The sequence below is a fragment of the Burkholderia sp. Bp8998 genome, from assembly GCF_003854235.1.
Lineage (GTDB): Bacteria > Pseudomonadota > Gammaproteobacteria > Burkholderiales > Burkholderiaceae > Burkholderia.
On sequence record NZ_QTQF01000040.1, the window covers coordinates 46,309 to 72,647 of the forward strand.

General features: G+C 67.6%; 27 protein-coding genes and 1 pseudogene. 18 read left to right on the forward strand and 10 right to left on the reverse strand.

Features of this window, described 5'->3' with window-relative positions; translation table 11 throughout:
* The first annotated feature begins 309 nt into the window (after positions 1 to 309).
* From DIE06_RS30330 to DIE06_RS30350, 5 genes are all read left to right on the forward strand, one after another.
* Positions 310 to 1,380 (forward strand): nitronate monooxygenase family protein, encoded by a 1,071-nt coding sequence (locus tag DIE06_RS30330; protein WP_124664576.1) that lies wholly within the window; start codon positions 310 to 312, stop codon positions 1,378 to 1,380.
* Between the two features lie 129 nt (positions 1,381 to 1,509).
* Complete coding sequence (locus DIE06_RS30335) at positions 1,510 to 2,964, forward strand: M20 family metallopeptidase (protein ID WP_124664577.1); 1,455 nt, start codon at positions 1,510 to 1,512, stop codon at positions 2,962 to 2,964.
* Positions 2,965 to 3,034: 70 nt separating this feature from the next.
* A complete protein-coding gene (locus DIE06_RS30340) occupies positions 3,035 to 4,144 on the forward strand; it encodes a malate/lactate/ureidoglycolate dehydrogenase (protein ID WP_124664578.1) in 1,110 nt (369 codons plus the stop codon).
* A complete protein-coding gene (locus DIE06_RS30345) occupies positions 4,141 to 4,566 on the forward strand; it encodes a TfoX/Sxy family protein (protein ID WP_124664579.1) in 426 nt (141 codons plus the stop codon). Before DIE06_RS30340 ends, DIE06_RS30345 begins: the two co-directional genes overlap by 4 nt.
* A gap of 295 nt (positions 4,567 to 4,861) precedes the next feature.
* A complete protein-coding gene (locus DIE06_RS30350; RefSeq protein ID WP_124664580.1) occupies positions 4,862 to 5,440 on the forward strand; it encodes an NnrU family protein in 579 nt (192 codons plus the stop codon).
* Positions 5,441 to 5,459: 19 nt separating this feature from the next.
* On the opposite strand, the gene DIE06_RS30355 is transcribed toward DIE06_RS30350, so the two are convergent.
* From DIE06_RS30355 to DIE06_RS30365, 3 genes are all read right to left on the reverse strand, one after another.
* On the reverse strand, positions 5,460 to 6,197 hold the full coding sequence (locus DIE06_RS30355) for a sulfite exporter TauE/SafE family protein (protein WP_124664581.1): 738 nt from the start codon (positions 6,195 to 6,197) through the stop codon (positions 5,460 to 5,462).
* A gap of 190 nt (positions 6,198 to 6,387) precedes the next feature.
* Entirely contained in the window at positions 6,388 to 6,966 is a 579-nt protein-coding gene (locus DIE06_RS30360; RefSeq protein ID WP_124664582.1) for a DUF488 family protein, read from the reverse strand.
* On the reverse strand, positions 6,963 to 7,190 hold the full coding sequence (locus DIE06_RS30365; protein WP_124664583.1) for a DUF2945 domain-containing protein: 228 nt from the start codon (positions 7,188 to 7,190) through the stop codon (positions 6,963 to 6,965). Before DIE06_RS30365 ends, DIE06_RS30360 begins: the two co-directional genes overlap by 4 nt.
* 245 nt (positions 7,191 to 7,435) lie before the next feature.
* Between DIE06_RS30365 and DIE06_RS30370 the strand changes: the two genes are divergently transcribed.
* The 3 genes from DIE06_RS30370 to DIE06_RS30380 all read left to right on the forward strand — a co-directional run bounded on the left by DIE06_RS30370 (position 7,436) and on the right by DIE06_RS30380 (position 10,798).
* Positions 7,436 to 8,725 carry an FAD-binding oxidoreductase gene (locus DIE06_RS30370; protein WP_124664584.1) on the forward strand — a complete coding sequence of 430 codons (1,290 nt, stop codon included), beginning with the start codon at positions 7,436 to 7,438 and terminating at the stop codon, positions 8,723 to 8,725.
* 16 nt (positions 8,726 to 8,741) lie between these two features.
* Positions 8,742 to 9,299, forward strand: coding sequence for a helix-turn-helix domain-containing protein (locus tag DIE06_RS30375; protein WP_044847929.1), 558 nt, complete (start codon positions 8,742 to 8,744; stop codon positions 9,297 to 9,299).
* Positions 9,300 to 9,451: 152 nt separating this feature from the next.
* A complete protein-coding gene (locus tag DIE06_RS30380) occupies positions 9,452 to 10,798 on the forward strand; it encodes a glutamine synthetase family protein (protein WP_124664585.1) in 1,347 nt (448 codons plus the stop codon).
* 127 nt (positions 10,799 to 10,925) lie between these two features.
* On the opposite strand, the gene DIE06_RS30385 is transcribed toward DIE06_RS30380, so the two are convergent.
* The 4 genes from DIE06_RS30385 to DIE06_RS30400 form a co-directional block, all read right to left on the reverse strand.
* The gene (locus DIE06_RS30385; RefSeq protein ID WP_124664586.1) at positions 10,926 to 11,315 is read right to left on the reverse strand and encodes a lysozyme inhibitor LprI family protein; all 390 of its coding nucleotides are present in this window, start codon (positions 11,313 to 11,315) and stop codon (positions 10,926 to 10,928) included.
* Positions 11,316 to 11,366: 51 nt separating this feature from the next.
* The gene (locus DIE06_RS30390) at positions 11,367 to 12,128 is read right to left on the reverse strand and encodes an N-acetylmuramoyl-L-alanine amidase (protein ID WP_124664587.1); all 762 of its coding nucleotides are present in this window, start codon (positions 12,126 to 12,128) and stop codon (positions 11,367 to 11,369) included.
* Positions 12,129 to 12,275: 147 nt separating this feature from the next.
* Positions 12,276 to 13,895, reverse strand: coding sequence for an FAD-dependent oxidoreductase (locus tag DIE06_RS30395; RefSeq protein WP_124664588.1), 1,620 nt, complete (start codon positions 13,893 to 13,895; stop codon positions 12,276 to 12,278).
* On the reverse strand, positions 13,895 to 15,409 hold the full coding sequence (locus tag DIE06_RS30400) for a polyamine aminopropyltransferase (RefSeq protein WP_124664589.1): 1,515 nt from the start codon (positions 15,407 to 15,409) through the stop codon (positions 13,895 to 13,897). Before DIE06_RS30400 ends, DIE06_RS30395 begins: the two co-directional genes overlap by 1 nt.
* Positions 15,410 to 15,530: 121 nt before the next feature.
* Between DIE06_RS30400 and DIE06_RS30405 the strand changes: the two genes are divergently transcribed.
* The 5 genes from DIE06_RS30405 to speD are packed head-to-tail and all read left to right on the forward strand — an operon-like array spanning position 15,531 to position 19,046.
* Complete coding sequence (locus DIE06_RS30405; RefSeq protein WP_121857043.1) at positions 15,531 to 15,917, forward strand: DUF350 domain-containing protein; 387 nt, start codon at positions 15,531 to 15,533, stop codon at positions 15,915 to 15,917.
* 26 nt (positions 15,918 to 15,943) lie between these two features.
* Positions 15,944 to 16,996 (forward strand): SPFH domain-containing protein, encoded by a 1,053-nt coding sequence (locus tag DIE06_RS30410; protein WP_124664590.1) that lies wholly within the window; start codon positions 15,944 to 15,946, stop codon positions 16,994 to 16,996.
* A 9-nt stretch (positions 16,997 to 17,005) separates the two neighbouring features.
* The gene (locus tag DIE06_RS30415; RefSeq protein WP_124664591.1) at positions 17,006 to 18,526 is read left to right on the forward strand and encodes a DUF4178 domain-containing protein; all 1,521 of its coding nucleotides are present in this window, start codon (positions 17,006 to 17,008) and stop codon (positions 18,524 to 18,526) included.
* Positions 18,526 to 18,672 (forward strand): hypothetical protein, encoded by a 147-nt coding sequence (locus DIE06_RS38510; RefSeq protein WP_185646605.1) that lies wholly within the window; start codon positions 18,526 to 18,528, stop codon positions 18,670 to 18,672. The genes DIE06_RS30415 and DIE06_RS38510 overlap by 1 nt, the downstream gene beginning before the upstream one ends.
* Positions 18,669 to 19,046 carry an adenosylmethionine decarboxylase gene (gene speD, locus DIE06_RS30420; RefSeq protein WP_124664592.1) on the forward strand — a complete coding sequence of 126 codons (378 nt, stop codon included), beginning with the start codon at positions 18,669 to 18,671 and terminating at the stop codon, positions 19,044 to 19,046. Before DIE06_RS38510 ends, speD begins: the two co-directional genes overlap by 4 nt.
* Positions 19,047 to 19,053: 7 nt before the next feature.
* Here the strand turns inward: speD and DIE06_RS30425 are convergent, their stop codons facing one another.
* Entirely contained in the window at positions 19,054 to 19,506 is a 453-nt protein-coding gene (locus DIE06_RS30425) for a type II toxin-antitoxin system RatA family toxin (protein ID WP_124664593.1), read from the reverse strand.
* A gap of 190 nt (positions 19,507 to 19,696) precedes the next feature.
* On the opposite strand from DIE06_RS30425, the gene DIE06_RS30430 reads away from it, so the two are divergent.
* Together DIE06_RS30430 and DIE06_RS30435 are read left to right on the forward strand one after the other, a co-directional pair.
* The gene (locus tag DIE06_RS30430) at positions 19,697 to 20,737 is read left to right on the forward strand and encodes a bifunctional nicotinamide-nucleotide adenylyltransferase/Nudix hydroxylase (RefSeq protein ID WP_124664594.1); all 1,041 of its coding nucleotides are present in this window, start codon (positions 19,697 to 19,699) and stop codon (positions 20,735 to 20,737) included.
* Positions 20,738 to 20,810: 73 nt separating this feature from the next.
* Complete coding sequence (locus DIE06_RS30435) at positions 20,811 to 22,244, forward strand: nicotinate phosphoribosyltransferase (RefSeq protein WP_124664595.1); 1,434 nt, start codon at positions 20,811 to 20,813, stop codon at positions 22,242 to 22,244.
* A 79-nt stretch (positions 22,245 to 22,323) separates the two neighbouring features.
* Here DIE06_RS30435 and DIE06_RS30440 read toward each other — a convergent pair whose 3' ends face one another.
* Positions 22,324 to 22,578, reverse strand: coding sequence for a hypothetical protein (locus DIE06_RS30440; protein WP_124664596.1), 255 nt, complete (start codon positions 22,576 to 22,578; stop codon positions 22,324 to 22,326).
* Between the two features lie 127 nt (positions 22,579 to 22,705).
* A complete protein-coding gene (locus DIE06_RS30445; protein ID WP_124664597.1) occupies positions 22,706 to 23,617 on the reverse strand; it encodes a LysR family transcriptional regulator in 912 nt (303 codons plus the stop codon).
* A gap of 123 nt (positions 23,618 to 23,740) precedes the next feature.
* Between DIE06_RS30445 and DIE06_RS30450 the strand changes: the two genes are divergently transcribed.
* From DIE06_RS30450 to DIE06_RS30460, 3 genes and pseudogenes are all read left to right on the forward strand, one after another.
* Entirely contained in the window at positions 23,741 to 25,015 is a 1,275-nt protein-coding gene (locus DIE06_RS30450; RefSeq protein ID WP_124664598.1) for a CaiB/BaiF CoA-transferase family protein, read from the forward strand.
* The gene (locus DIE06_RS30455) at positions 25,008 to 26,147 is read left to right on the forward strand and encodes an acyl-CoA dehydrogenase family protein (RefSeq protein WP_124664599.1); all 1,140 of its coding nucleotides are present in this window, start codon (positions 25,008 to 25,010) and stop codon (positions 26,145 to 26,147) included. The genes DIE06_RS30450 and DIE06_RS30455 overlap by 8 nt, the downstream gene beginning before the upstream one ends.
* A gap of 31 nt (positions 26,148 to 26,178) precedes the next feature.
* A pseudogene (locus DIE06_RS30460) lies at positions 26,179 to 26,339 on the forward strand (electron transfer flavoprotein subunit beta/FixA family protein); the annotation flags it as partial.

Below are 26,339 nucleotides of genomic sequence, written 5' to 3' on the forward strand. Positions count from 1 at the left end.
TAAACGCCTAAATTTAATTGGTTAAATGTTGATGGATGTCATTGAAATGAGGGGCGCTCGGTGTTGCGGGGCTGGATTGATCGGGTGAGGCGGCAAGGCTGGCGGGGGTTTGCGGTGGTTTTGCCAGTCGATCTAAAATCGGCCGGATCGACCGTGAGCGGATAATCGATTTTTTGACGAATCAGTTAACTCATTTCGTGATGTAAATAACCCGGTCGTTCGTATTCGAATGTGTCGGTTATTATTTGCTGCATTAATTGTCAAAGTGCGTCGCCGGCGCGCATGGCGATGCTTTCGTTCCGAGGGGTGATGTCGATGTTGCCTTCCCGCTTGCCGTTGATCCAGGCGCCGATGGTCGGTTCGTTGAGCGCGCTTGCAATTGCCGTCTGCGAAGCAGGCGGGCTCGGCTCGCTCGCATGCGCGGCGCTCGGCCCGCAGCAATTGCGCGACGAGATCGCGGCGATTCGCGCGCGCACGCCGGCGCCGTTCAACGTCAACTTCTTCTGTCATGCGCCACCCGCGCCCGACGGCGAGGTCGACGCGCGCTGGCGCGCGGCGCTTGCCGGCTACTACGCGGAAGCCGGGCTCGATCCGGCCGGGGTGAAGGGCGGGCACGGCCGTGCGCCGTTCGACGACGCGATGTGCGCGGTGGTCGAGGAATCGCGGCCGGCCGTCGTGAGCTTTCATTTCGGGTTGCCGGACGACGCACTGCTGGCGCGCGTGCGTCGCACCGGGGCGCGGGTCGTGTCGTCGGCGACGACCGTCGAGGAAGCGCGCTGGCTCGATGCGCGCGGTGTCGATGCGATCGTCGCGCAGGGTGCCGAGGCAGGCGGGCATCGCGGGATGTTCCTGACCGACGACATCCACGCGCAGCCGGGCCTGTTCGCGCTGCTGCCGCAGATCGTCGACGCGGTGCGCGCGCCGGTGATCGCCGCCGGCGCGATCGCCGACGGCCGCGGCATCGCGGCCGCGTTCGCACTCGGCGCACGTGCTGTGCAGATCGGCACCGGCTACCTGCTGACGCCGCAGGCCGGCCGCTCGGCGCAGCACCGCGCGGCGGTGCGGGCGGCGCGCGACGACGGCACCCGCATGACCAACCTGTACACGGGCCGGCCGGCGCGCGGCCTGCTGACGCGTTTCATGCGCGAGCAGGGGCCGATGAGCGCGCTCGCGCCCGCGTTCCCGCTCGCGACGGCCGCGGTCGATCCGCTGCGCGGCGCATTCGAACGGCAGGGACGCGACGATTTCTCGCTGCTGTGGTCGGGCGAGGCGGCGGCGCTCGCGCGCGAAGAGGACGCCGGGGCGCTGACACGACGACTGTGGGACGACGCGCTGGCGTGCGCGGCGGGGCTGCGCGACGCATTCCCGCAGGCCGTCTGAGCGGGCGCGTGAAGCGGTGCGGGAAACGGGTCGAAAAGGCCCCCAAAAACCGGCCGCGCAAAGGGCCCCGGGCCGGGGCCATCGGCGTATCATCCGGGTTTTCGTCAGCCCGATCCAGGCACCCCCACCATGACCTCCGTCGACACTACCCCCGTCCTCGACCATGACAAGCTCGTTACCTTCGTCGAGCGCAAGTGGAACGATGAAATCCTTCACGCACTGACCGACTACATCGCGATCCCCGCGAAGAGCCCCGCATTCGACCCCGACTGGGCGAAACGCGGGTATCTCGAACGGGTCGTCACCGATGCCGCGCAGTGGGCCGAACGCCAGCCGGTGAAAGGCCTGAAGCTCGAGATCGTGCGCCTGCCCGGCCGCACGCCGGTGATCTTCTTCGAAACGCCCGCAACCCGCTCGGGCAGCACCGACACGATCCTGCTGTACGGCCACCTCGACAAGCAGCCCGAATTCGACGGCTGGCGCGCGGACCTCGGCCCGTGGACGCCGAAGTTCGAGAACGGCAAGCTGTACGGCCGCGGCGGCGCGGACGACGGCTACGCGATCTACGCGAGCCTCGCGGCGCTCGGCGCGCTCGACGAGCAGGGCGTCGAACGGCCGCGCTGCGTCGGCCTGATCGAGACCTGCGAGGAGTCGGGCAGCTACGACCTGCTGCCGTACGTCGACGCGCTGCGCGACCGGCTCGGCCAGGTGTCGCTCGTCGTGTGCCTCGATTCGGGTGCCGGCAACTACGACCAGATGTGGCTCACGACGTCGCTGCGCGGGCTGGTGTCCGGCGACCTGCAGGTCGAGGTGCTCGAGGAAGGCGTTCACTCGGGCGTCTTCGGCGGCATCGCACCGTCGAGCTTCCGCGTGATGCGCCAGCTGTTCGAGCGCCTGGAAGACGCGCGGAACGGCAACCTGCTGCCGGGCGTGTTTCATTGCGAGATTCCCGACAGCCGCGTGCGCGAAGCCGACGCGGCCGCCGCGATCCTCGGCGACGCCGTGTGGAAGGGGCTGCCGTGGGCATGCGGTGCGGACGGCAAGCCGGTGCTGCCGACCACGACCGATCCGCGCGAGGCGCTGCTGAATTCGACGTGGCGTCCGTCGCTGTCGGTGACGGGCGCGTCCGGCCTGCCGGCGCTCGCCGACGCGGGCAACGTGCTGCGTCCGCGCACCGCGTTCAAGCTGTCGCTGCGCCTGCCGCCGCTGGTCGACGCCGCACAGGCCGTGCAGCAACTCAAGGAACTGCTCGAACTCGATCCGCCATACAACGCGAAGGTCACGTTCAAGCCGGATGCGGGCGCCGCGACCGGCTGGAGCGCGCCGGATCTCGCGCCGTGGCTCGCGTCGTCGCTCGACGCCGCGTCGCGCCGCCACTTCGGCGCGGATTGCGCATACATGGGCCTCGGCGGCACGATCCCGCTGATGAACGTGTTGCAGGCCGGCTTCCCGTCCGCGCAGTTCATGGTGTGCGGCGTGCTCGGGCCGAAGTCGAATGCGCACGGCCCGAACGAGTTCCTGCACGTGCCGTACGCGAAGAAGCTGACCGCGGCGGTGGCGGACGTGATTGCGTCCGCGCGCTGAGCGTTCGCGCTGCCTGTCCCGTCTTTTCCCGACTCGACCGGATCCCGCCCGACCTGACGGAGCCTTGCCGATGACCGCACTGCCGACACCCGATACCGAAGCGCTGCGCATGCGCGCCGAACCGCTGCACGCATTCGTCGCGGCGCTGTGGGAGCGGGCCGGCAGCAGCGAGCGCGAGGCGCGGCTCGTCGCCGATCACCTGGTCGGCGCGAACCTGGCCGGTCACGATTCGCACGGGATCGGCATGATCCCGAACTACGTCGCATCGTGGCGGGAAGGGCAGCTGCAACTGAACGGGCACGCGTCGATCGTCCGCGACGGCGGCGCGGTGCTGACGATCGACGGCGGGCGCGGCTTCGGCCAGGTGATCGCGTTCGAGGCGATGGTCGAAGGGATCGAGCGCGCGCGGCGCATGGGCATCTGCGCGATCGGGCTGCGCGACGTCCATCACCTCGGCCGCATCGGACACTGGGCCGAGCAGTGCGCGCGCTCGGGGCTCGTGTCGTTTCATTTCGTCAACGTGCCGGGCGACTTGCTGGTCGCGCCGCTGCACGGCACCGATCCGCGTTTTGGCACGAACCCGTTCTGCGCCGCGTATCCGCGCGCGGGCCGGCCGCCGCTACTGCTCGACTTCGCGACGAGCGCGATCGCGTACGGCAAGACGCGCGTCGCATACAACCAGCGCAAGCGCGTGCCGGCCGGGTCGCTGATCGATCATCGCGGCCAGCCGACCGACGATCCGGCAGTCATGCACGAGCAGCCGTTCGGCTCGCTGCTGCCATTCGGTCTGCACAAGGGCTATGCGCTGGCCGCGATGTGCGAAATCCTCGGCGGCGCGCTGGTGGGCGGACATACGACCTACGGCGACACGCTGCAGAAGACGAGCGCGATCGTCAACGGGATGCTGTCGGTGCTGATCGATCCGAACGCGTTCGATGCCGCCGACGCGCAGCGCGAAGCCGACGCGTTCGTCGCTTGGGCGAAGGCGTCGCCGCAGGCGGGCGATGCGCCGGTACAGATGCCCGGCGAGCAGGAAGAGGCGAGCCGCGCCGCGCGCGGTGCGCACGGCATTCCGGTCGATCGTGCGACGTGGCGGCAGATCCGCGAGAGCGCGGCGGCCGTCGGCTTCGACGACGCGGAACTCGATACGTGGACGCAGCGCTGCACGGAGCCGGCATGAGCTGGCAATCCCAGAAGGCGCACGGCGAGGAGATCGCGTACCGGCTCGCGCCGCTCGGCAAGGTGGAGGTCGCGCGGTTCTTCAGCGGCGCCGCGATGCGGCTCGACGGCGTGATGTTCGGCTTCATGTCGCGCGGGTCGCTGTTCCTGCGCGTCGACGACGTGAACCGTCCGGCGTTCGTGGCGGCGGGGATGGGGCCGTTCTCGTACGCGCGTCCCACGCGCACCGTTGCGCTCGAGGGCTATTACGAAACGCCGGCCGACGTGCTCGAGGACGCGGGCGCGCTGTTCGACTGGTGTCGCGGCGCGTATCGCGCGGCGCTGCTGGCGGGGGCGCCGAAGCACAGGGCGAAGGTGAAAGCGGCGCCGAAGCGCGTCTCGAAACCGTCCGCGAAATCCATGGCGAAGCGCAAGCAACCGTAGCGTCAGCTGCCCCATCGTCGCCACACCGCGATTTACGTTCCCCTTGGTTTGTGATGTACGGGGCGCCGGGAGATGCGCCTGATTCCTGCCACTCGCGCCGGGATGTACGAAAGCATCAACCTTGCCGGACCGCATGTGCGTCATGCTTCACAACGGCGGCCACGGCGTTTATGATCGGCGCGGATCGCGTCCGCGTCTGGCGCGACCCGCACCGGCCATGACGCCGGCCTCGCGAACGGCGCACCGAAAGCCGCGCGAATGATTCCCTACTCATCGTTCCAGACGGAGAAAGCCGATGCTCGTCCTGATTCTCGGTTTAGCGATCTTCCTTGGTGTGCATTCGATCCGGATCGTCGCGGATGGCTGGCGGTCCGCGACCATCGAGCGGATCGGCGAGAAACGTTGGAAGGGCCCCTATGCGATCACGTCGATCGTCGGCTTCGTGCTGATCATCTGGGGGTACGGGATCGCACGCCAGGGCGGGGCGCTGCTGTGGGTGTCGCCCGTCGGCGTGCGGCACCTCACCGGCATGCTGACCGCGATCGCATTCGTGCTGATCGCCGCGTGCTATGTGCCCGGCAATCGCATCAAGACGCTCGTCGGCCATCCGATGGTGGCTGGCGTGATGGTGTGGGCGGTCGCGCACCTGCTCGCGAACGGCACGCTGCATGCGGTCGTGCTGTTCGGTGCATTTTTCGTTTGGTCGCTGGTTGATTTCGTCGTGTGGCGCGCACGCGACCGCCGCAACGGCGTCCGCTATCCGGCCGGCAGGCTGTCGGGCGATGCCGTGACGATCGTGGCCGGGCTCGTCGTATGGGCCGTCTTCGCGCTGTTCCTGCACGGCCCGCTGATCGGCGTGCGGCCGTTCGGTTGAGCGGCGCTCGGCGCGCGTGTCAGATCGGCTTGACGAACAGCCCGACGGTCAGCGCGGCGCCGATGCAGACGATCGCGATCCGCAGCACGCGTTCGTTCACGCGGTGTAGCGCCCACGCGCCGAGCAGGCCGCCGACGATCGCGCCGCCGCCGAGCGCGATCGCCGCCTGCCAGTGCAGGTGCGGCGAGGTCAGGAACAGCACGACCGCCGATGCGTTCATCACGCCCGCGAGCGCGTTCTTGGTCGACATCGCGTGACGCGGCGACAGGCCGGCCATCGTCAGCGCGGCCATCATCAGGAACCCGATGCCGCCGCCGAAGTAGCCGCCGTAGATCGCGATCAGGAATTGCGAGATCGCGGCCGTGACGGGGCCGAGATGCCGGGCACCTTCGCCTGGCTTGCGGAAGAAGCTGCCCCATGCGAACACGACCGTCGCGAACAGCACGAGCCACGGCACGAGGTGCGAGAAGATCGACGACGGCGTTTTCAGCAGCAGCAGGCCGCCCAACGCGCCGCCGACCACGCTGATCGCGAACAGCGCGCGAAACGGCAGCTTGCCCGCGCCGCGCACCATGTTCCGGCTTGCCCAGCCCGTCGTGACCTGGCCGGGAAACAGCGCGACCGTCGACGTGATGTTCGCCGCGAGCGGCGACATCCCCGACACGATCAGCGCGGGCAGCGTGACGAACGAGCCGCCGCCCGCCAGGGCGTTCTGCAGGCCGGCCCACAGGCCGGCGATGATGATGAGGGCGAGCATCGGTGTGGGAGCAGAGAAGTAGTGAGGCGCGGTGACGCGCGATGGTCGCCCGATGGTAATGCAGGATCGCGGCGGCGCAAAGCGCGCAGCGTTTCGGGTGCACCGGGCGCGCGGCCGGACGACGTGTCGTGTTGCTTCGGGCATGACGCCTTCACGCCGTCAAGGCCTCACGTAGGCGACCGGTGCCGCGTCACGCGTTCGGCCGCGCGCCGGCTGCTTCTGCTGCCGCATCGCCTGCGACGTCCGGATAGACGATCGTGCCGTCGTCCCGGATCACGGCACCGGCCGTGAGACGCGCGGGCTCCACGCGATTCAGGCCCATGATGTGCAGCACCGTCTCGCCGCGCGCGATCAGGTAGTCGGACACGATGCGCCGGTGACAGCGCCACCACACGGCTTCCGAACACATGATCGCGCAGCGCTGCCGGTGCCCTTGCGCGATCAACCGGTCGAGGCCCGTTCGAAACTCGGGCGACAGCGCATAGTCGGCGTAGCGATGGAAGCTGCGGTTCGTCCAGAAGTCGTTGACGTCGTCGGGCACGCCGCGCGACTTGCCGCGCAGTCCGCCGAGTGCGGCGATGTGCTCGTACGCGATGTCGACGGCGGCCAGTGCGTCCGGCAGCGTCGCTTCGTTGAACTGAGGATTCGTGCGAGAGCGCGTCATCTTGCGGACATCGGCGAGCAGCGCGACATCGAACGCCGCGAGCATCTCGACGAATTCGTCGAGCGTGCGGTGCGAATGGCCGATCGTGTAGAACGGGAGCGTCACGCGTCATCCTTGCCGGCAAGGCGTTCGAGCACGCGGCCGCGATGCGCGGCGACGTGGTCGGTGCGGTCGCTCTTGATCTCGTACTGCGGATCGTCCGGCGACGCGCGGTGGCGATGGCCCTTGTAGTCGAAATCCTGCGTGTGGATCGCGATGATCGTGCCGGTGACGTAACCGGCTTCGGAATTCCAGCGGACGTGGTCGCCCAGCTTGAACGGGGTCGTCATGCGGGAACCTCCTTGCATCGATGCGACGGCGTCGGTCGCAGCTGAACGCATTATCGGCGCTCGCCGCGCGTGGAAAAAGATACAGACGGCGCGAGCGTGCCGTGCTGCGGGCGCAAGCGTCATGCCGGCACTCGGCGAACTTTCATTTTCATGACGATGACGGTCCCATCCTCCCGCTTGCCATCGTGAAATTGCCATGCTAATTTTTCATGAAATTAACTGGCGAAAATTTCACGGGAGTCCGCATGTTCGTGCAGTCCGACCGTCACGTCGCAAGCTACTACGCCGGCACCTATCCGGCGCCGATCCCGCAGCGTCCCGAACTGGACGAGCGTATCGACGCCGACGTGCTGGTCGTGGGCGCGGGCTTCAGCGGGTTGCACACGGCGTTGCGCCTCGCGCTCGCGGGCAAGCGCGCGGTCGTGCTCGAGGCGAGCCGCGTTGCGTGGGCCGCATCGGGCCGCAACGGCGGGCAGGCACTGCTCGGCTGGTCGTGCGACATGCAGCCGCTCGAGGATTCGCTCGGCCGCGACGGCGCGCGCCTGCTGTGGGACAGCATGCGCTGGGCCGCGACCGAAGTGCGCGAACTCCCGGCGCGGCACGGCTTCGACATCGACTACCGCCCCGGCAGCCTGTGGGCCGCGGTGCGGCCGCGCCGCGTCGCGATGCTCGCGCAGGCCCGCGACGAAGCGGCGGAGCGCTGGGGCTACGACCGGCTGCGCGTGATCGGGCAGGACGAGATGCCCGAATGGATCGGCAGCGCGCGTTATCTCGCCGCGCTCTACGATCCCGAGGCCGGTCATCTGAATCCGCTGAAGCTCGCGCTCGGTCTCGCGCGGACGATCGAACGCGCCGGCGGCCGCATCTTCGAGCAGAGCCGCGTGCTCGACTGTCGCGAGACGGCCGGCGGCCACGTCGCCCGCACCGCGCGCGGCGAAGTGCGCGCGGACGTGCTGGTGCTCGCGTGCAACGCGTACGTCGACCGGCTCGATCCCGAACTGTCGCGCCGGCTGCTGCCGGTCGGCACCTACCAGGTCGCGACCGCGCCGCTTGCGCCGGACGTCGCACGCTCGCTGCTGCCGCGCAACAGCTGCGTGATCGACAACCAGTTCGTGCCCGACTACTTCCGCCTGAGCCCCGACAATCGCCTGCTGTTCGGCGGCGGCTGCACGTATCTCGGCGGGATTCCAGCGGACATCGCGGCGGCGACGCGCCCGCACCTCGAACGCGTGTTCCCGCAACTGGCCGGCGTGCCGCTCGACTACGTGTGGGGTGGCCACATCGACATCAGCATGCGACGCACGCCGGACATCGGCCACCGCGGCCAGCGCTTCTGGCTGCAGGGCTTCTCGGGGCATGGCGTGCTGCCGACGCTCGCCGGCGCGCGAGCGCTTGCCGATGCCGTGCTCGGCGACGATCGCCTGCTCGCGCAGTACCAGCGCATCCGCAACCCGCGCTTCCCCGGCGGCGACCGCCTCGCCGCGCCGCTGGAAGCGATCGGCAAGGCCTGGTACCGTTTGCGCGATACCGTCTGACGCACCGGAAATCACCATGAACGAACAGGAAGAGATAGAAAGTCTGGCGATCCTGATCCGCGATCTGCGCAAGCATCGCAAGGTCACGCTCAACGATCTCGCGGAACGGATCGGCCGCTCGGTCGGCTTTCTGTCGCAGGTCGAACGCGGGCTGTCGCGCCCGACGGTCGCGGATCTCACCGCGATCGGCGAGGCGCTCGGCGTGCCGACCACGTATTTCTACAGCCTGAGCAAGCCGCGCAGCGTGCCGTGGGTCACGCGGCCCGACGAGCGGCGCACCGTGTATTACGCGGCCGGCATCACGGACATCCTCGTGTCGCCGAACATGCGTTCGCGCTTCTCGATCCTCGAGAGCCATCTCGCGCCCGGCGCGAGCAGCGGCGAGCGCTCCGTCGACGACAGCGACGAGCAGGGCGGTTTCGTGCTCGAGGGCGAGCTGACGATCTGGATCGACGGCGACGACACGCCCGTCACGCTCGGCCCGAACGACGCATTCCAGCTTCCCGCGCACAAGCGGTTTCGTTACGCGAACCTGGGCGACGCGCCGGCGCGCGTGATCTGGGTGTTCACCTGAGTTGCCGGCGCGGAAGGCGGTCGAGCGGGAGTCCGCGCCGGAATGGTTGTTTGCAGTCCTGATCTGCAAGCGGTGTGCGACGTCGTGCATGCCGCATGAATCCGGTTCGCCGCGAGGCGGCACCGTCATACAAGACATGGAAAGGATGAGACATGGCTGACGTCGTTCCCGCGCTGGTCGATGAAGTCCGCGCATTCCGGCACGCACACCCCGAAATCCGATATGTCGACCTGATCTGCCTCGACCTGCCCGGGCATTTCTACGGCAAGCGCTATCCGATCGATGCGCTCGAGAAGGTGGCCGCGGGCGCGTTGCTGAAGCTGCCGCAAAACTGCATCCTGCTCGGCACGCAGGGCGGGCTCTACAAGATTGGCGACTACTGTTTCAACGACGGCGACCCCGACGCCGTGCGCCGGCTGATCCCGGGCACGCTGAAGCCGGTGACCTGGGAGAAGCAGCCGCTGGGCCAGATGCTGATCACGACGGACGGCACCGACGCGCCGGTCGAGTTCGAGCCGCGCGAGGTGCTCGCGCGCGTGCTGCGGCGGCTCGCACGGCGCGGCATCCGGCCGGTCGTCGCATTCGAGCTCGAGTTCTATCTGTTCGACGCGCAGCTTGAGGACGGGATGCCGAAGTATCCGCGCGACCGCCTGTCCGACGATCCCGACGATCAGCCGAACATGCATATCGAGCGACTGTCGCGCTTCTCCGACGTGCTCCATGAGATGGTCGAGGCCGCGTGCGCGCAGGGTATCGATGCGACGGTGATCACGGCCGAGCTCGGGCCCGGCCAGTTCGAGATCAATTTCGGCCATACCGACGACGCGCTGCGCGCGGCCGACTGGTCGGCGATGTTCTGCCGCAGCACGCGCGGCGTCGCGTTGAAGCACGGCTATCGCGCGAGTTTCATGGGCAAGCCGTACCTGCATGCGCCGGGCAGCGGGATGCACGTGCACGTGAGCCTGTACGACGACGCGGGCCGCAACCTGCTCGCCGCGGACGGGCCGCGGCCGCTGCGGCACGCGGTGGCCGGCTGTCTCGCGCTGCTGCCGCACTGCATGCCGGTGTTCGCGCCGAATCACAATGCGTTCCGCCGCTACGGATCGATGGTGAACGCGGCGAGCCGCGCGAGTTGGGGTTTCGAGGATCGCGACGCGTGCCTCCGGATTCCGGAATCGGACGCGCGCAATCTGCGCATCGAGCATCGGCTCGCGAGCGCGGACGCGAATCCGTATCTGGTGCTCGCGGCGATCCTGACCGGAATGGAGCACGGGCTCGATGCCCGGCTCGAGCCGATCGCGCCGCTCAACGACGATCGCGGCAGCGGAATCGATTTCCCGAAGGAGATGCTGTCGGCCGTCGCGGCGATGCAGGATCACGCGGCCGTGCGTGAAGGGCTCGGCAGCGAGTTCGTGATGGTGTATTGCGAGAACAAGCGGCAGGAGGAACTGGATTTTCGCAACGAGATCGGCGCGCGGGAGTATCGGTGGTTTCTGTGATGGGCTGGCACCGGTGGTCCATTCGCGATGCGTCGCGCGATTCGTCCGTGCCTTTCCCGACACATGTATTGCGGCACGGAAAGCGCCGCGCCGCGAGGCGACTCACGGCACGGCACCCGAGCAGCGCTTACTCCCCGAGCTTCGCCGTCACGCAGCCCGTGCTCGCGCATTCGCGCTCGCGTTCGCGCAGGAACGACAGGCGCGATTGCGTCGCGTCGATCGCGCACTGGAGGTTCACGAGGTAGCCGTCGTCGCGCGTTTCGCTACAGCGGTCGTCGCGCTGCTTCATCCACGCGAGCTGGCTCGTCTTCAGCTTCGCCTGCTGGTCGCCGCTCAGCTGCTTGCGCACGCGGCCGTACTCGTCGTTCAGTTCGCGGTCGAGCTGCGAGAACTCGTTGCTGCTGCAGTACACCTGGTCGAACGCGCTGCGCGGCTTCCCGCAGCCGGCCGCGTGCGCGGCGAACGGAACGGCAAGCGCGAGCAGCGCGCAGGCTGCGAGCAGATTCTTCTTCTTCATGGTGGTGCTCCTCACTGGGTGAAAACCGTTTAAACCGACCGATGCCAGCCTTTACCTGGCCGCCGTACACGCATCGATTCCGCCCGCGATCGCGGTGGACAAACGCTGGATCGTCCCGCGCTGCGCGAGCCGCTTTTCCTCGTCGGGATTGACGATCACGCCGGCCTCGACCAGCACGGCCGGAATCGGCGCGGTGCGCAGCACGACGAGATCATCGAAGCGGTGGATGCCGAGTTGCGGATCGATCAATGGGCGGTTCTCGCCCTTGATCGGCTGCGCGTGATAGAGCGACGGCCGCTCGCCGGCCGCGACCAGCCGCTCGGCGATCGACTTCGCGCAACGCAGGCTTTCCGCGTAGTGCGGATTGCGCTCCGACACGAACACGGCGAAGCCGCGGAATTCGCGTTGCCGGCCCGCGTCGATGAACTGCTGCTGCATCGAATCGTGATGGATCGACACGAACAGGTTCGCGTCGGGCGCCTGCGTGGAGCGCTGGTCGAGCGCGATATCGCGACCGTCGGCCGATGTGCGCAGCACGCGATCGCCGTGCGCGGCGAGTTGCTCCGCGACGGCGCCGGACAGGTCGAGGTTGTATCGGTATTCGACGCGGCCGCTCGCGCCGGTGGCACCCGGGTGGGCCGGTGTATGGCCGGTGTCGACGACGACGTAGCGGCCGGAGGGCGGCTGCGCGTCGGGGCTTGCGGCATCGGCCGCATGCAGCGCCAGCGGCGCACCCAGCAACGGGGCGCACGCGAGCAGGCGCGCGGCGGCGCGCGCGAACGGGCGAAGGCGTCGAACGGTTCGGTTTGTCATTGTTGTCGTCGAGGAGGGCATGCGGCGCGGCGAATGGCGCGCACCGTCGGCCTGCTCAATGCAGTCGGAATGTCGCGCGATTATAGCGGTTGCCGGCGGCGCCGCAATGAAGGAATGCGCGCCTCCGCGGGCGCCGGAAACGGGCGCTCAGGCGAGCACGCGCCGGGCCGCGAGCATGCCCCAGTACGACGCTTCCTCGAACAGCGACAGCCCGGACAGGTCCGCATGCGCGAACACGACGGGGCCGTCGGCCTCGCGCAGCGCGAGCAGCCCCGGCCGGCTCAGGAAGCCGACGTCGGGGGTCGCCATCGCGTGGCCGCGCACGGTGATCTCGAGCGCGGTCGCATGCTTCCACAGCTCGCGTCCATACACCGCCTGCAGGTCGATCGCCGCCTGCTCGCGCAGCGCGTCGGGCTGCGCCTGCGCAAGCCAGCGGCGCGTGTCGTCCGGCGTGCGCGTGTTCAACGCCTGATAGGCGGAGAATACCGAACGCGTGGGCGGCGACATCCGGATCAGCTGGTGCGTCGACACGACATAGCCGAGCCCCGCGCCGTCGTAGACGACGTTGTCCCACGCGAGCGGCACGCCGGCTTCCTCGGCCGGCATCCCGTCGAGCAGGAAGTTGGACACGAGCCACGGCGCGCGCGGCGGCAGGTCACGCGCCGGATCGAAGCCATACGCGTGAAGCTGCGGAAACACGCGCGCCGCGACGAACAGCGGCATCGCGCTGACGACACGACGCGCCTTCAGCGTGAACGTCGACAGTGTGCCGTCGTCGGCGATGCGCGCGCACAGCACGTCGACGCCGCCTGTGCGCTCAGTCGCGCGAACGGCGAAGCCACCCCGCGACCACGCGTTCGAGCCGGTGCGCGCGGTGATCGACTCGCTCAGCTTCGTCACCATCGCATGCAGCCCGTCGGGCCAGGTCAGCACCGCGCCGTCGCTCGCATCGCTCGCGTGGCCGCCGCGCGACGAGAAATAGTGCAGGCCGGCCCACGCGGACACGTGCTCGTAGCCCGCACCGTAGTCGTCGCGGCAGCAGTAGTTCAGGTACCAGTGCAGCGCGGTCGCGGTGTAGCCCTCGTCGAGCAGCCACTGTTTGAACGAGCGCCGGTCGAGCGCGCGCCAGCGCGGGTCGCGCGACGATTCCGCGATCGGGATGCAGAACACCTTGCGGCCGTCCGCGCCGCGCGCGGTGCGCAGGCTATCCGTGTATGCGAAGAAGCGGGTTTGCTGCGCGAGCGCAGCGGCGTCGAGGCCGGCCGTCGGCACGATGCCGTCCTGCCACTGGCCGCCGATGAACAGGCGCTCGTCGGGAGCGTGCACGAGCGCGCGTTCGTCGTATGCGGGTTGCGCGGAGAGCGGCGCCGATTCGATCACGCCGAGATCGGCGAGCATGTCGCGCAGATGCGTGGATTCGCGCGACGGCAGCGGCAGGTAGTGCGCGCCCTTCGGATAGCCGAGCTCGCCGAAGCGGCCGCCGGCTGCATTGCCGCCGAATTCGGGCCCGGCGAGCACGACGAAGCGCGTGTGACCGGCGCGCGCGAGCTGCCACGCGCACGACAGGCCGGCCGCGCCCGCGCCGAGGATCGCGACGTCGGTCTCGATCGTGCCGGACGACGGCGGCAGCGCCGCGTGGTCGCGCAGCGCGTGACCTTCGCGCATGCCGGGGTAGCCGACGCGCGGCGTCGTCTCGATCCAGCCGGTGCGGCCGCACGCGGCGAGCGACGCCGCCGCGGACGCGACGAGGAACGTGCGGCGATCCATCAGCGCAGCACGTGCTTCCAGTCGTCGTCGAAGCGGCGCACGAGCGGCTGGTCGTTGAGTTCGTTCGGCGACATCGGCAGCGCCGGCATGTCGGCCGGGAAGTGGAACATCTCGGCGGCCGTCTGCCCGTCGAGCCAGCGAGTCGGCACCGAGTAATGCGTCGGCACGGTGAAGTCGCGGCGCTTGCCGGCGATCACGAAGCCCCAGTCGCCGAACGACGGCACGTAGCAGTGGTATGGCCAGGTGTTGAGCCCGGCTTCGTGCAGCGTCGCGATGATCGTCCAGTACGCGTGCGGCGCGAAGTACGGCGACGTCGACTGGATCACCGCATAGCCGTTCTCCGACAGGTGACGCGCGAGCAGCCGGAACACCGGCACCGAATACAGCCGGCCGAGTCCGAAGTTGGTCGGATCGGGGAAGTCGACGACGATCGCGTCGTACACGTCGGCGTTCGATTCGAGCCAGCGCACCGCGTCGTCGTTGATCACGTGCACGCGCGGGTCCTTCAGCGAACCCTGGTTCAGCTTCACGAGCGGTGCGGAGGTCGAGAACAGCTTCGTCATCGCCGGATCGAGATCGACGAGCGTGATCCGTTCGAGGTTGCGGTGCTTGAGCAGTTCGCGCACCGCGAGGCCGTCGCCGCCGCCGAGCACGAGCACGCGCCTCGCCCATGGCAGCGCCTCGATCGTCGGATGGATCAGCGCCTCGTGATAGCGATGCTCGTCGCGCGACGAGAACTGCAGGTTGCCGTTCAGGTACAGCCGCATGTCGTCGTGCCACTGCGTGAGCACGATGCGCTGGTACGGCGTCGTTTCCGAATAGATCGTCTCGTCGCCATACACGCCGTGCTCGGCCCAGTGCGTGATGCGGTCCGACAGCGCGAAGCCGGCGACGAGCAGCCCGATCACGAGCGACGCGCGCATCAGTTTGCCGCGCACGTTGCGAATCTCGTCGCGGAACAGGTGCGTGGTCCACAGCGCGACGAACGCGTTCAGCAACCCGAACAGGAAGCTCGTGCGCAACAGGCCGAGACGCGGCGCGAGCACGAGCGGGAAGATCAGCGATACGGCGAGCGAGCCGAGATAGTCGAAGGTCAGCACCTCGCTGACGGTATGGCGGAATGCCTGGCGGCGCTGCTGGAACGCACGCATCACGAGCGGGATCTCCATCCCGATCAGCAGGCCGAGCGCGAGCACGAGCGCGTAGAGCGCCGCGCGGAACGGCGCGGCCAGCCACGCGAACACCGCGAACAGCAGCGCGGCCGACACGCCGCCGAGCAGGCCGACGAGCAGCTCGATGTCGACGAAGCGGTCGAGCACGTCGTCGTCCTCGATGAACTTCGCGAGCCACGAGCCGATCCCCATCGCGAACAGGTAGCAGCCGATCACCGACGAGAACTGCAGGATCGAATCGCCGAGCAGGTAGCTCGACAGCGCGCTGCTGATCAGTTCGTAGCCGAGCCCGCACGACGCGAGCACCAGGATCGACAGGACGAGCGCGCGCTTATGCAGCATGGCGCGTCCGTTGTGTAGTGTTCGTCAATGTGGATATACTGGCGCGGCCATCCGTGGGGCGGCTCTCCATGGGCCGACCGGAGAGGGGGCGGCGAACCGAGCACAAGATCCGAGGAAAAGAATGAATAGTGCCTATCTTTATGCGGTTCATTTGCTGTCGGCGTTCGTGCTGCTTTTTGTGTTCGCGGCAGTGTACCTGAAGGTCACGCCGTTCGACGAACTGGCACTGATCCGCGACGGCAACGCGGCCGCGACGCTGTCGTTCGGCGGCGCGCTGGTCGGTTTCTGCCTGACGCTCGCGTCCAGCATCGCGCACAACTCGACGCTCGGCGAAGTCGTGCTGTGGGCCGTCGGCGCGATGGCCGTGCAGCTCGTCACGTATGCGGTACTGACCCGCCTGATTTCCGGCATGAACCATGCGATCGAGGATCGCAACGTCGCGATGGGCGGCCTGATGGGCACCGCGTCGCTCGTCGTCGGCATCATCAATGCCGCCTGCCTGACCTGACGCGCCACGCGCTCGAGGAGACCGACATGAGTCTGGGTTCGTTTATCCGCAAGCAGTTCATCGACGTCCTGCAATGGACGGAAGACACCGACGGCGTGCTGGCCTGGCGCTATCCGATGGAAGACCAGGAAATCCAGTACGGCGGCCAGCTGACCGTGCGCGAAACGCAGGTCGCGATCTTCGTCAACGAAGGCAAGGTCGCCGACGTGTTCCAGCCCGGCCTGTACAAGCTGGAAACGCGCACCCTCCCGGTGCTCACGTACCTGAAGAACTGGGACAAACTCTTTCAGTCGCCTTTCAAGTCGGATGTCTACTTCTTCAGCACGCGCCTTCAGCTCGGCCGGCGCTGGGGTACCGCGCAGCCGGTGACGATCCGCGATCGCGAATTCGGCTTCGTGCAGCTGCGCGCGTTCGGCATCTACTCGTACCGGATCGTCGATGCGGCCGCGTTCCACCGCGAGGTGAGCGGCACGCGCGCGCAGTACACGGTCGACGATCTCGAGCAGCAACTGCGCAACCTGGTCGTCACCGCGATGAGCACGACGTTCGGTTCCGCCGACGTGCCGTTCGTCGACATGGCCGCGAACCAGACGCTGCTGTCGCAACGCGTCGCCGAGGCGCTGGTGCCGGTGTTCACGCGCTACGGCCTCGCGCTCGATGCGTTCGCGGTCGAAAGCGTGTCGTTGCCGGCCGAACTGCAGAAGGCGCTCGACCTGCGGATCGGTGCGGGAATGGCCGGCGATCTCGCCCGCGCGACGCAATACCAGACCGCGCAGGCGATTCCGCTCGCCGCGCAGAACCCGGGCGGCATCGCGGGTGTCGGCGCGGGGCTCGCGGCCGGCGCGGCGATCGGGCAGGCGATGGCCGGCCAGATCGCGGGCGCCGCGCAACCGGCGCCGGCCGCACCGCCCGCGCCCGTCGCGGCACCGGTTGCCACCGCGCAGCCGGCCGCACCGGCCGACGGGACCGATTACGTGCAACGTCTCGAACAACTGAAGGCGCTGCTCGACAAGGGCCTCGTGACCGAAGAGGACTATTCGCGCGCGAAGGCGGACATCCTCGCGAAGCTCACCCGGTAAGCGTCGCGCATGTTCAGTACTTCGTGCCCCCAGTGCGGTGCGCCGGTCGAGTTTCGCTCGGCGGCGGCGGTGATGGCCGTGTGCGCGTTCTGCCGCAGCACGCTGCTCAAGCACGGTGCCGATGTCGAGCGCATCGGCGAGCTGGCCACGGTGCTCGACGATGCATCGCCGATCCAGATCGGCACGGCCGGGCGCTACGGCAAGCGCACGTTCACGGTGCTCGGCCGAATCCAGATGACCTACGACGCCGGTGCGTGGAGCGAGTGGTACGTCGTGTTCGACGACGGCGCGTTCGGCTGGCTGTCGGATGCGTCGGGCCAGTACGCGGTCACGGTGCGTGAGCCCGACGATGCGTCCGGCGGTGCGTGGCCCGCGTTCAGCACGCTCGAACCGGGCATGCGGATCGATCACGGCGGCCGCGCGTATCTCGTGTCCGACGTGCGCACCGCGCGCTGCACGGGCGGCGACGGTGAGTTGCCGTTCCGGGTCGATGCGGGCCGGGAAGCGCGCGTCGTCGACCTGCGCACCGGCAACGCATTCGCGACCTACGACTATTCCGATGCCGATGCGAACGGCGGGAGTCCCGCCGTCTATACGGGCGAGGCACTGGAGTTCGATGCGCTCGCGTTCACGGGATTGCGCGATACCGAAGCCGATACGCGGGAGCAACGGGGCGCGCAGATGGTGCCGTTCGCGTGCCCGAGCTGCGGCGCGCCGCTGTCGTATGCGCCGAAGCTGGCCGACTACGTCGTGTGCGGCAGCTGTCACGCGGGCGTGCAGTGCACGGCCGAGCAGCAGACCGTGTTCGCCGCGCAGCGCAAGCTCGATGCGGTGAAGGGCGCGCTGGAACTCGGTGCGATCGGCACGTTCGACGGCGTGAAGTACACGGTGATCGGCATGATGCGTTGCCGCGTGCCGGACGACGACGAGACGTGGGACGAATACCTGCTGCTGAACCCGAAGCGCGGCTTCCTGTGGCTCGTGCAGAGCGAAGGGCGCTGGGAGCGCGTGCAGGTGCTCGATCACTGGCCGACGATCGGCGGCGAGTCCGACGTGACCGACGGCGGCAAGACCTATCGGCTGCGCGAGACGTACGAGTCGGAGGTCGTGTATGTCGTCGGCGCATTCAACTGGCGTGTGCAGGTCGGCGACCGCACGTCGATCGCGGACTACGGCTGGCAGAAAGACAAGCTCACGCGGGAGCGCAGCGCCGCTGAAATCGTCTGGTCGTGGGCGCGCCCGTTGTCGGCCGGCGCACTCGCCGAACGCTTCGCGACGCCCGCGCTCGCGACGGCGGCGGTTGCGGACGCAACGGGTTCGGCCGGGAAGTCGTCGGGCCTGTTCGACGCGAAGTACCCGCACAGCTTCGCGCCGCTGCCGATCGTGTTCAGCGCGATGCTCGTGATCTTCAACCTGGGCGCGCTGTTCTCGTTCAGCAGCCGCTCCGTCTACGTGCTGGTCGGCCTGCTCGTACTGTGGCTGCCTGAATGGTTGTGGAAAGGCTTCGCATCGGATGGGGGTAACTCCTGATGCGTCACATCCTCTACGGACTCTACGGGCTGATCGTCGTCACGTTGTTCAGCTGCACGTCGCTCGGCGGCGGCGGGTCGGGCGGCGGCGGGTGGGGCAGTTCGTCGGCGCGCAGCGGCTACTCGTCGTACGGGTCGCACAAATGATGGCGCGCGACAGTATCGCCGCGCCGCGTGCGACGCTCGGCGCGCACGTGCTGGCCGATCTCGCCGGCATCGATGCGGCGCTGCTGCGCGACGCCGTGCGGCTCGAGACGATTCTCACCGAAGCCGCGCAACAGGCCGGCGCGCGCGTGATCGGCGCGCATTTCCATCATTTCGGCGGCGAGCACGGCGTGACGGGCGTCGTGCTGCTCGCGGAGTCGCACATCACGATTCATACGTGGCCCGAGCACGGCTTCGCGGCCGTCGACGCTTTCATGTGCGGCGCCGCGCGCGCGGCCGATGCGGTCGATGCGATCGCCGTCGCGCTCGGCACGCACGCGCAGGTCCGGCAACAGGTGGCGCGCGGCGTCGCGTGAGCGACGCTCAGTGCGGCAGCGCTTCGGCTTCGGCCCAGCGCTTGAACGAGTCGAGACGCCGGCGCGTCTGCACGAGATAGAACGCGCCGATCAGCGGTTCGAGCAGCCAGCGCAGCCACGCCGGCTGCGCACGGAAGTGGTACGTGAACTTCACTTCGGTCGTGCCCGGCGTGCGTTCGGTGAAATTCCAGCTGCCGCTGAAGCGTTCGAGCACCTTCGGCCCGTCGACCATTTCGACGGCCGCGACCTGCGGCGGACGGTACGAGATGTAGCGCGACACCATCGTCGCGCCCGACTGGCTGCGGCAGAACGCATCGACGCCGACGTCGGCCGTCATCCCGTCGAGCAGATAGGCGTCGGCGAGGAAGCTGTCCCACACGAGCCGCCGCGCGTAGTCCTGCGACCACGTGAAGAGGCGTCTGCGATCGACGCCGATGATCCGGCTGACTGAGATCCTCATAGTGGCGGGCGCAACGGCGCGAATCAGGATGAAATCGAGTGTAACCCGCCAAAGCCGCGCGTTTCTTCAGACATCGTCAAGTCCGCCGAGTCGAGCGCTTGCTCGATTGACCTTCTTCGGGAATTCCCCTACGATCGATTCCATGCCTTCGGGAAAGACCCGAAGCGTTTCAATCTCTTGAGGGAGCCTCATGAGTACGCAACAGAACCGGCGCTTCGACGCGCTCGTTTTCATTGGTCGTTTCCAGCCTCCGCATCGTGGTCACCTGAACGTGCTGAAGTCGGCACTGAGCCGGGCCGAGCGCGTGTGCGTGCTGATCGGCTCGACCGACAAGCCCCGCACCATCAAGGATCCGTTCTCGTTCGACGAGCGCCGCCAGATGCTGGCTTCGCTGCTCGATGCGTCCGAGCGCGAGCGCGTGACGGTCGCGCCCGTGCAGGACTCGACGTACAACGACGGCGACTGGGTGCGCTGGGTGCAGGATGCCGTGGCCGGTGCGCTCGGCGACGTCGCGCAGCGCAAGGTCGGGCTGATCGGCCACGAGAAGGACGCCACGTCGTATTACCTGCGGATGTTCCCGCAATGGGAGCTCGTCGACGTCGATGCGACCGAAGACATTTCCGCAACCGAAATCCGCGACCAGTATTTCGCCGAACGCACCAACAGCTTCGTGCAATGGGCCGTGCCGGAACCCGTGTTCGGCTGGCTCGAACGCTTCCGCACGCAGCCGGAATTCGCGCAGCTGAAGGCCGAGGCCGAATTCATCGCCGGGTATCGCAAGGCGTGGTCGGCCGCACCGTATCCGGTCACGTTCGTGACGGTCGACGCGGTGGTCGTGCACTCGGGCCATATCCTGCTGGTGCGCCGGCGCAGCGAACCGGGCCGCGGCCTGTGGGCGCTGCCGGGCGGGTTCGTGAACCAGGACGAACGGCTCGACGCGGCGTGCATCCGCGAACTGCGCGAGGAGACCGGCCTGAAGCTGCCGGAGCCCGTGCTGCGCGGCTCGATCAAGGATCGCCAGGTGTTCGATCATCCGACCCGCTCGCTGCGCGGCCGCACGATCACGCATGCGTGCCTGTTCAACTTTCCGACCGGCGAGCTGCCGCGCGTGAAAGGCAGCGACGACGCCGACAAGGCGCGCTGGGTGCCGCTCAACGAATTCGCGCAGATGCGCAACGTGATGTTCGAGGATCACTTCGAGATCGCGTATCACTTCCTGGGGAAGCTGTGATCCGCTGATTCCCCGGATTCCGTCCGCCGCGACAGACGCGGCGGCACTTCAACGGCCTAGAGGAGCTCTAGCCATGCAAAACGATCCCGGCGGCCTTGCCGCGGTTCTCGCCAATCCGATCCTCAACACGGATTCGTACAAGGCTTCCCACTTCCTGCAATACCCGCCCGACGCGCAGGCGATGTTCTCGTACGTCGAGTCGCGCGGCGGCCGCTACGACCGCACGCTGTTCTTCGGCCTGCAGATGCTGCTGAAGGAATATCTGTGCCGGCCGATCACGCGAGCGATGATCGACGACGCACGGGATTTCTTCGCGGTGCACGGCGAGCCGTTCAACGAGGACGGCTGGCGCCATATCGTCGAGCACTACGACGGCTACCTGCCCGTGAGGATTCGCGCGGTGCCTGAAGGCTCGATCGTGCCCGTGCACAACGTGCTGATGACCGTCGAATGCGATGACCCGAAGGTGTTCTGGCTCGCGTCGTATCTGGAGACGATGCTGTTGCGCGTGTGGTACCCGGTGACGGTCGCGACGCGCAGCTGGCACCTGCGGCAGACGATCCGCCGCTTTCTCGAGAAGACCGACGACGATCTCGCGCAGTTGCCGTTCAAGCTGCACGACTTCGGCGCGCGCGGCGTATCGAGCGCGGAATCGGCCGCGATCGGCGGTGCGGCGCACCTCGTGAGCTTCATGGGTTCGGACACGGTGCTCGGCGTGCTGGCCGCGAACCGCTTCTATCGCGAGCCGATGGCCGCGTATTCGGTGCCGGCAGCCGAGCACGGCACGATCACGTCGTGGGGGCGTGAGCACGAAGCCGACGCATACCGGAACATGATCAGCCGCTTCGGTTTGCCCGGTGCGATCGTGTCGGTCGTGTCGGACTCCTACGATCTGTTCGCCGCGCTGGAGATGTGGGGCGGCCCGCTGCGCCAGGCGGTGATCGAGTCCGGCGCGACGCTCGTCGTGCGCCCCGATTCGGGCGACCCTATGACGATCGTGCTGCAGACTGTGCGCGCGCTCGACGCGTCGTTCGGCTCGACCGTGAACGGCAAGGGGCGGCGCGTGCTGAACCGCGTGCGCGTGATCCAGGGCGATGGCGTCGACGAGCAGTCGATCGAAGCGATCCTCACCGCGCTCGACGACGCAGGCTACGCGGCCGGCAACGTCGTGTTCGGAATGGGCGGCGCGCTGCTGCAGCGAGTGAACCGCGATACGCAGCGCTTCGCGATGAAGTGCTCGGCGATCCGGCGCGGCGGCGTGTGGCACGACGTTCGCAAGGATCCCGTCACCGATCGGGGCAAGCGCTCGAAGAAGGGGCGGCTGACGTTGCTGCGCAATCGCCGCACGGGCGAGTACCGGACCGTGACGCTGCCGGTCGCGTGGGACGATCGTGTGCTGGAGGGCGAGTGGGAGGATGCGCTCGAAACCGTGTTCGATACCGGGCGGATGCTGGTCGATACGACGTTCGCCGAGGTGCGGGCGAGGGCGCACGCGGGCGAGGTGTAAGCCGGCGTCGGGGGCGATTCGATGGCGATTCGCGTCGCCCCTGCGACACGGGCGTCAGGCTGCGGTGCCGTTGCTTCGTTCAGCCGCCCGGCAGGCCGCAACTGTCCTTGCAGAACATCAGACCGAACGGCGCAATCGCATGCCGCAAGTATTCGCCGGCCTTCTTGAATGGCGCCTTCATCGACTTGACCGCTTTGCCGGCCGCGGTATCCGGCACGTGAACGATCACGCTGCTGGTGGTCGTCTTGCCGATCCAGAAGGATTCCATGCCCGCCTGCTTCGCGCGTGCCTTGAGTGCAGCATCGTCCAGCGCCGCCTCTCTCGTCCCGGTCATCGGCACGTTCTTGCACGGGATGTCCTCGTCGGGAGCGTCGGAAAATCCCGACTTCCGCAACGTGAGCCGCTCGCTTGCCGAAAGTTTCGGGTATTCGTGGCCGAAACAGATCACGAAATTGGTCGTTTCAAAGCCCGGTGCGCGTGCGCATCGCATCCGCGACCGCATCGCGTACGCAGGTCGCCGCGATTTCCGACGCGCGGGTCCGCGCCGCACGCGCGAGTCGGGCGATTACCAGCGGCTGGATCACGGTCGACTCCCGGATCGGGCACTCCACGACGAGCGGCGAGCGCGTGACCGCCGGGCTTTGCGTGATCAGCAGCGACACGCCGAGCCCGCTTGCGACCATCGCGCGTACGAGTTCGATCGACACGGCGCGATAGCGGACATTCGGCGACAGGCCACATTGCCAGAACGGCGCCATCAGGAAGTCGCGGCTATGCGGCAGGTCGATCAGGATGAACGGCTGAGAGGCGAGATCGCGCAATGAAATCGCACGCTTGCGCTTGGCAAGTGCCGACCCGGCCGGCACGAGCGCATAGGGCCGCAATTCGGCGAGACACTCGCGCTCGATGTCTTCGGGCAAGCCGACGTCGTACATCAGTGCGAAGTCGATCTGCTGCTTGTGCAGTGCCATGTCGAGTTGCGCGAGATCACCTTCGACGAAGCGGATCTCGAGGCGTGGATGACGCTGCTGCGCGAGCTCGAGCACGCGCGGCAAATAGACCGGCGCGATCGTGCTGAATATGCCGATCTGCACGACGCCGCCCGGCTCGTCGCCGACATCGTCCGTCGCGAACGCTGACGCCGATGCAAGCAACTGACGTGCCTCGGCCAGCTTGCGCTCGCCGAAATGCGTGAGCGTCATCCGCGTGCCCGCGCCGCGCGTGAACAGTGGATCGTCGAACAGCGCTTCGAGTTCGCGGATCGCCACCGATATCGACGGTTGCGACACGTTGAGCCGGAGCGCGGCCGCGGTCGTGCTGCCCGCTTCCGCGGCCGCGACGAAATAGCGAAGCAGTCTCAGCGACAGAGCCATGTCGGACCTACCCATATGAAAATCTTATAGGTGTTAATTTATTCCGATATTTTATCTGATTGCCTCGCTCGAACAGAATCACCGCATCGGCCGACTCGGCCCGACCTTCAGGAGAAAGATGCCGTGATGATGTCCAGGCTGCCGCTCGACGGCATACGCGTGATCGACTTTTCCCGGGTACTGGCGGGGCCGCTGTGTTCAGCACTGCTCGGCGACCTCGGCGCCGACGTGATCAAGATCGAGCCGCCCGCCGGCGACGACTACCGCGCAATCGGCCCGTTCGCGAACGGCGAGAGCGGGCTGTTCGGCGCGATGAATCGCAACAAGCGCAGTGTCGTGATCGACATGAAGACGGCTGACGGACGGGCGCTTGCGCAATCGTTGTGCGCGGACGCGGATGTCGTCGTCGAGAATTTCCGCCCCGGCGTGGCTGATCGGCTCGGGATCGGCTACACGGCACTGTCGGCGCGCAACCCGGCGCTGGTCTATGCGAGCGTATCGGGCTTCGGGCAGACCGGCCCCGAATCGAGCCGGCCGGCATACGACATCATCCTGCAGGCGATGTGCGGGCTGATGGACGCGACCGGCGCGCCGGATGGCGAGCCGACGCTCGTCGGCGATTCCGTATCCGACGTGGTCAGCGGGATATTTGCATCATGGGGCGTGCTTGCCGGGCTCGTCGCACGCGATCGTACTGGTCAGGGCACGCACGTCGATGTGTCGATGTTCGATGCGACGATGAGCCTGACCGCTGCGCTCGTCGCGCGTTACGCGACCACCGGCGTGGCGCCGCGGCGTGTCGGCAACCGCCATCCGACTTCCGCGCCGTTCGGCGCCTATCGTGCGGCGGACGGCCATTTCGTCGTCGCGGTACTCAACAACAAACTGTTCGGCCTGCTTGCCGACACGATCGGCCATCCGACGCTGGTCGACGATGCGCGTTTCGCGTCCGACACATTGCGTTGCGAGCACGAGGCGGCATTGCGTGCGTGCATCGAGCGGTGGAGCGCGACGCGTTCGGTCGACGAGGTCAACGAGACGCTTGGCACGGCGGGCATTCCGGTCGCGCCGATCCGGAACATCCAGGAAGCGCTCGAAAGCGAACAGGCGCGCACGCGTCGCCTGCTCGTCGATACGGTCGCGGCCGACGGCTCCCCGATCCGGTTGCCTGCCCAGCCGCTGAAATTTTCCGCCTATCCCGACACGCGTACGACGCGTGCGCCCCAGCTCGGCGAGCATACGCGCGCGGTGCTTGAACGGGTGCTCGGTCTCGACGATGCAGCTATCTCCGCACTCGTGAAGGCTGGCGTCGTTCACGCGGCAGCCGAAACGGTCGTTACCGGCGCTGCCGCGTCTGCACGACAAACCGAAACCCGTCAGGAGATGAACGATGCTTAGACGACTGGGCGTCGGCGACGCCGACCTCGAAATCGCCGACGCGATCCGCCGCTTTGCGCAAGCCGAACTCGCACCGTACGCGGCGCAAGTCGATCGTGACGAAACGTCGACGACACGCTATGTGCCGGCGCTGGCCGAACTCGGCGTGATGGGGATGAACCTGCCGGAGCGCTGGGGTGGAATTGGCGCGTCACCTGCCGCGATCATCCTGTCGCTGGCCGAGATCGCGAGCGCGTGCGCGGCGACCTCGTCGATGATCGGCGCGCACTACCTGGCGACCGACTCGGTACTGATCGGCGGCGACGATGCGTTGCGCGCGCGTTATCTGCCGCCCGCCGCCAGCGGTGCGAAGCTGGGTGCGTTCGCGCTGACCGAACCGCAGGCCGGTTCCAACCCGGCCGGCATGACGACGCAGGCCGTGCGCGACGGGGACAACTACCGCATTCGCGGCGTCAAGCACTTCATCTCGAACGCTGATGCCGCGCGATTCATCGTCGTCTATGCGAAAACCGCGCCCGAGCTCGGGACGCGCGGAATCAGCGCGTTCGTCGTCGATCGCGACACGCCAGGCGTATCGGTGTCGTCGCCGGAGAAGTTGATGGGTATTCACGGCGCGCCTGCACATGAAGTGGCGTTCGATTGCACCGTGCCGGCATCGAACCGGCTGGGCGACGAGGGGAGCGGTTTTCGCACCGCGATGAAGGTGCTGGACAACAGCCGTCTCGATGTCGCGGCGACGAGCCTCGGTATTGCCGAGGCGGCACTTGGCGACGCAATCGACTGGGCGAAGCAGCGTCACGTTGGCGGCGAGCCGCTCGCGAACAAGCAGGGACTGCAATGGCGCTTCGCCGACATGAAGACGCAACTCGAGGCTGCGTGGCTGCTGACGCTGCAGGCAGCGGCACGGCGAGCCGCCGGCGAGCCGTTTACGGACATGGCGTCGATGGCGAAGCTGTATGCGTCGGAGATGGTGGCGTTCGTCACCGATGCCGCATTGCAGATTCACGGCGGGTACGGCTTCACGCGCGAAATGCGGATCGAGCGGCTGGTGCGGGACGCACGCATTCTGCGGATCTACGAAGGATCGTCGGAGATCCAGCGCACGGTAATTGCCCGCGCGATGCTTGCGTGACGGCAAATGCAACCGAACAAGGAGACGAATGGTGAAGATGCTGGTGCCAGTGAAAAGAGTGGTCGATTACAACGTGAAGGTCCGTGTGAAGTCGGACAACACGGGCGTCGACATCGCGAACGTGAAGATGTCGATGAACCCGTTCGACGAAATCGCGGTGGAAGAAGCGGTGCGCCTGAAGGAAGCGGGCGT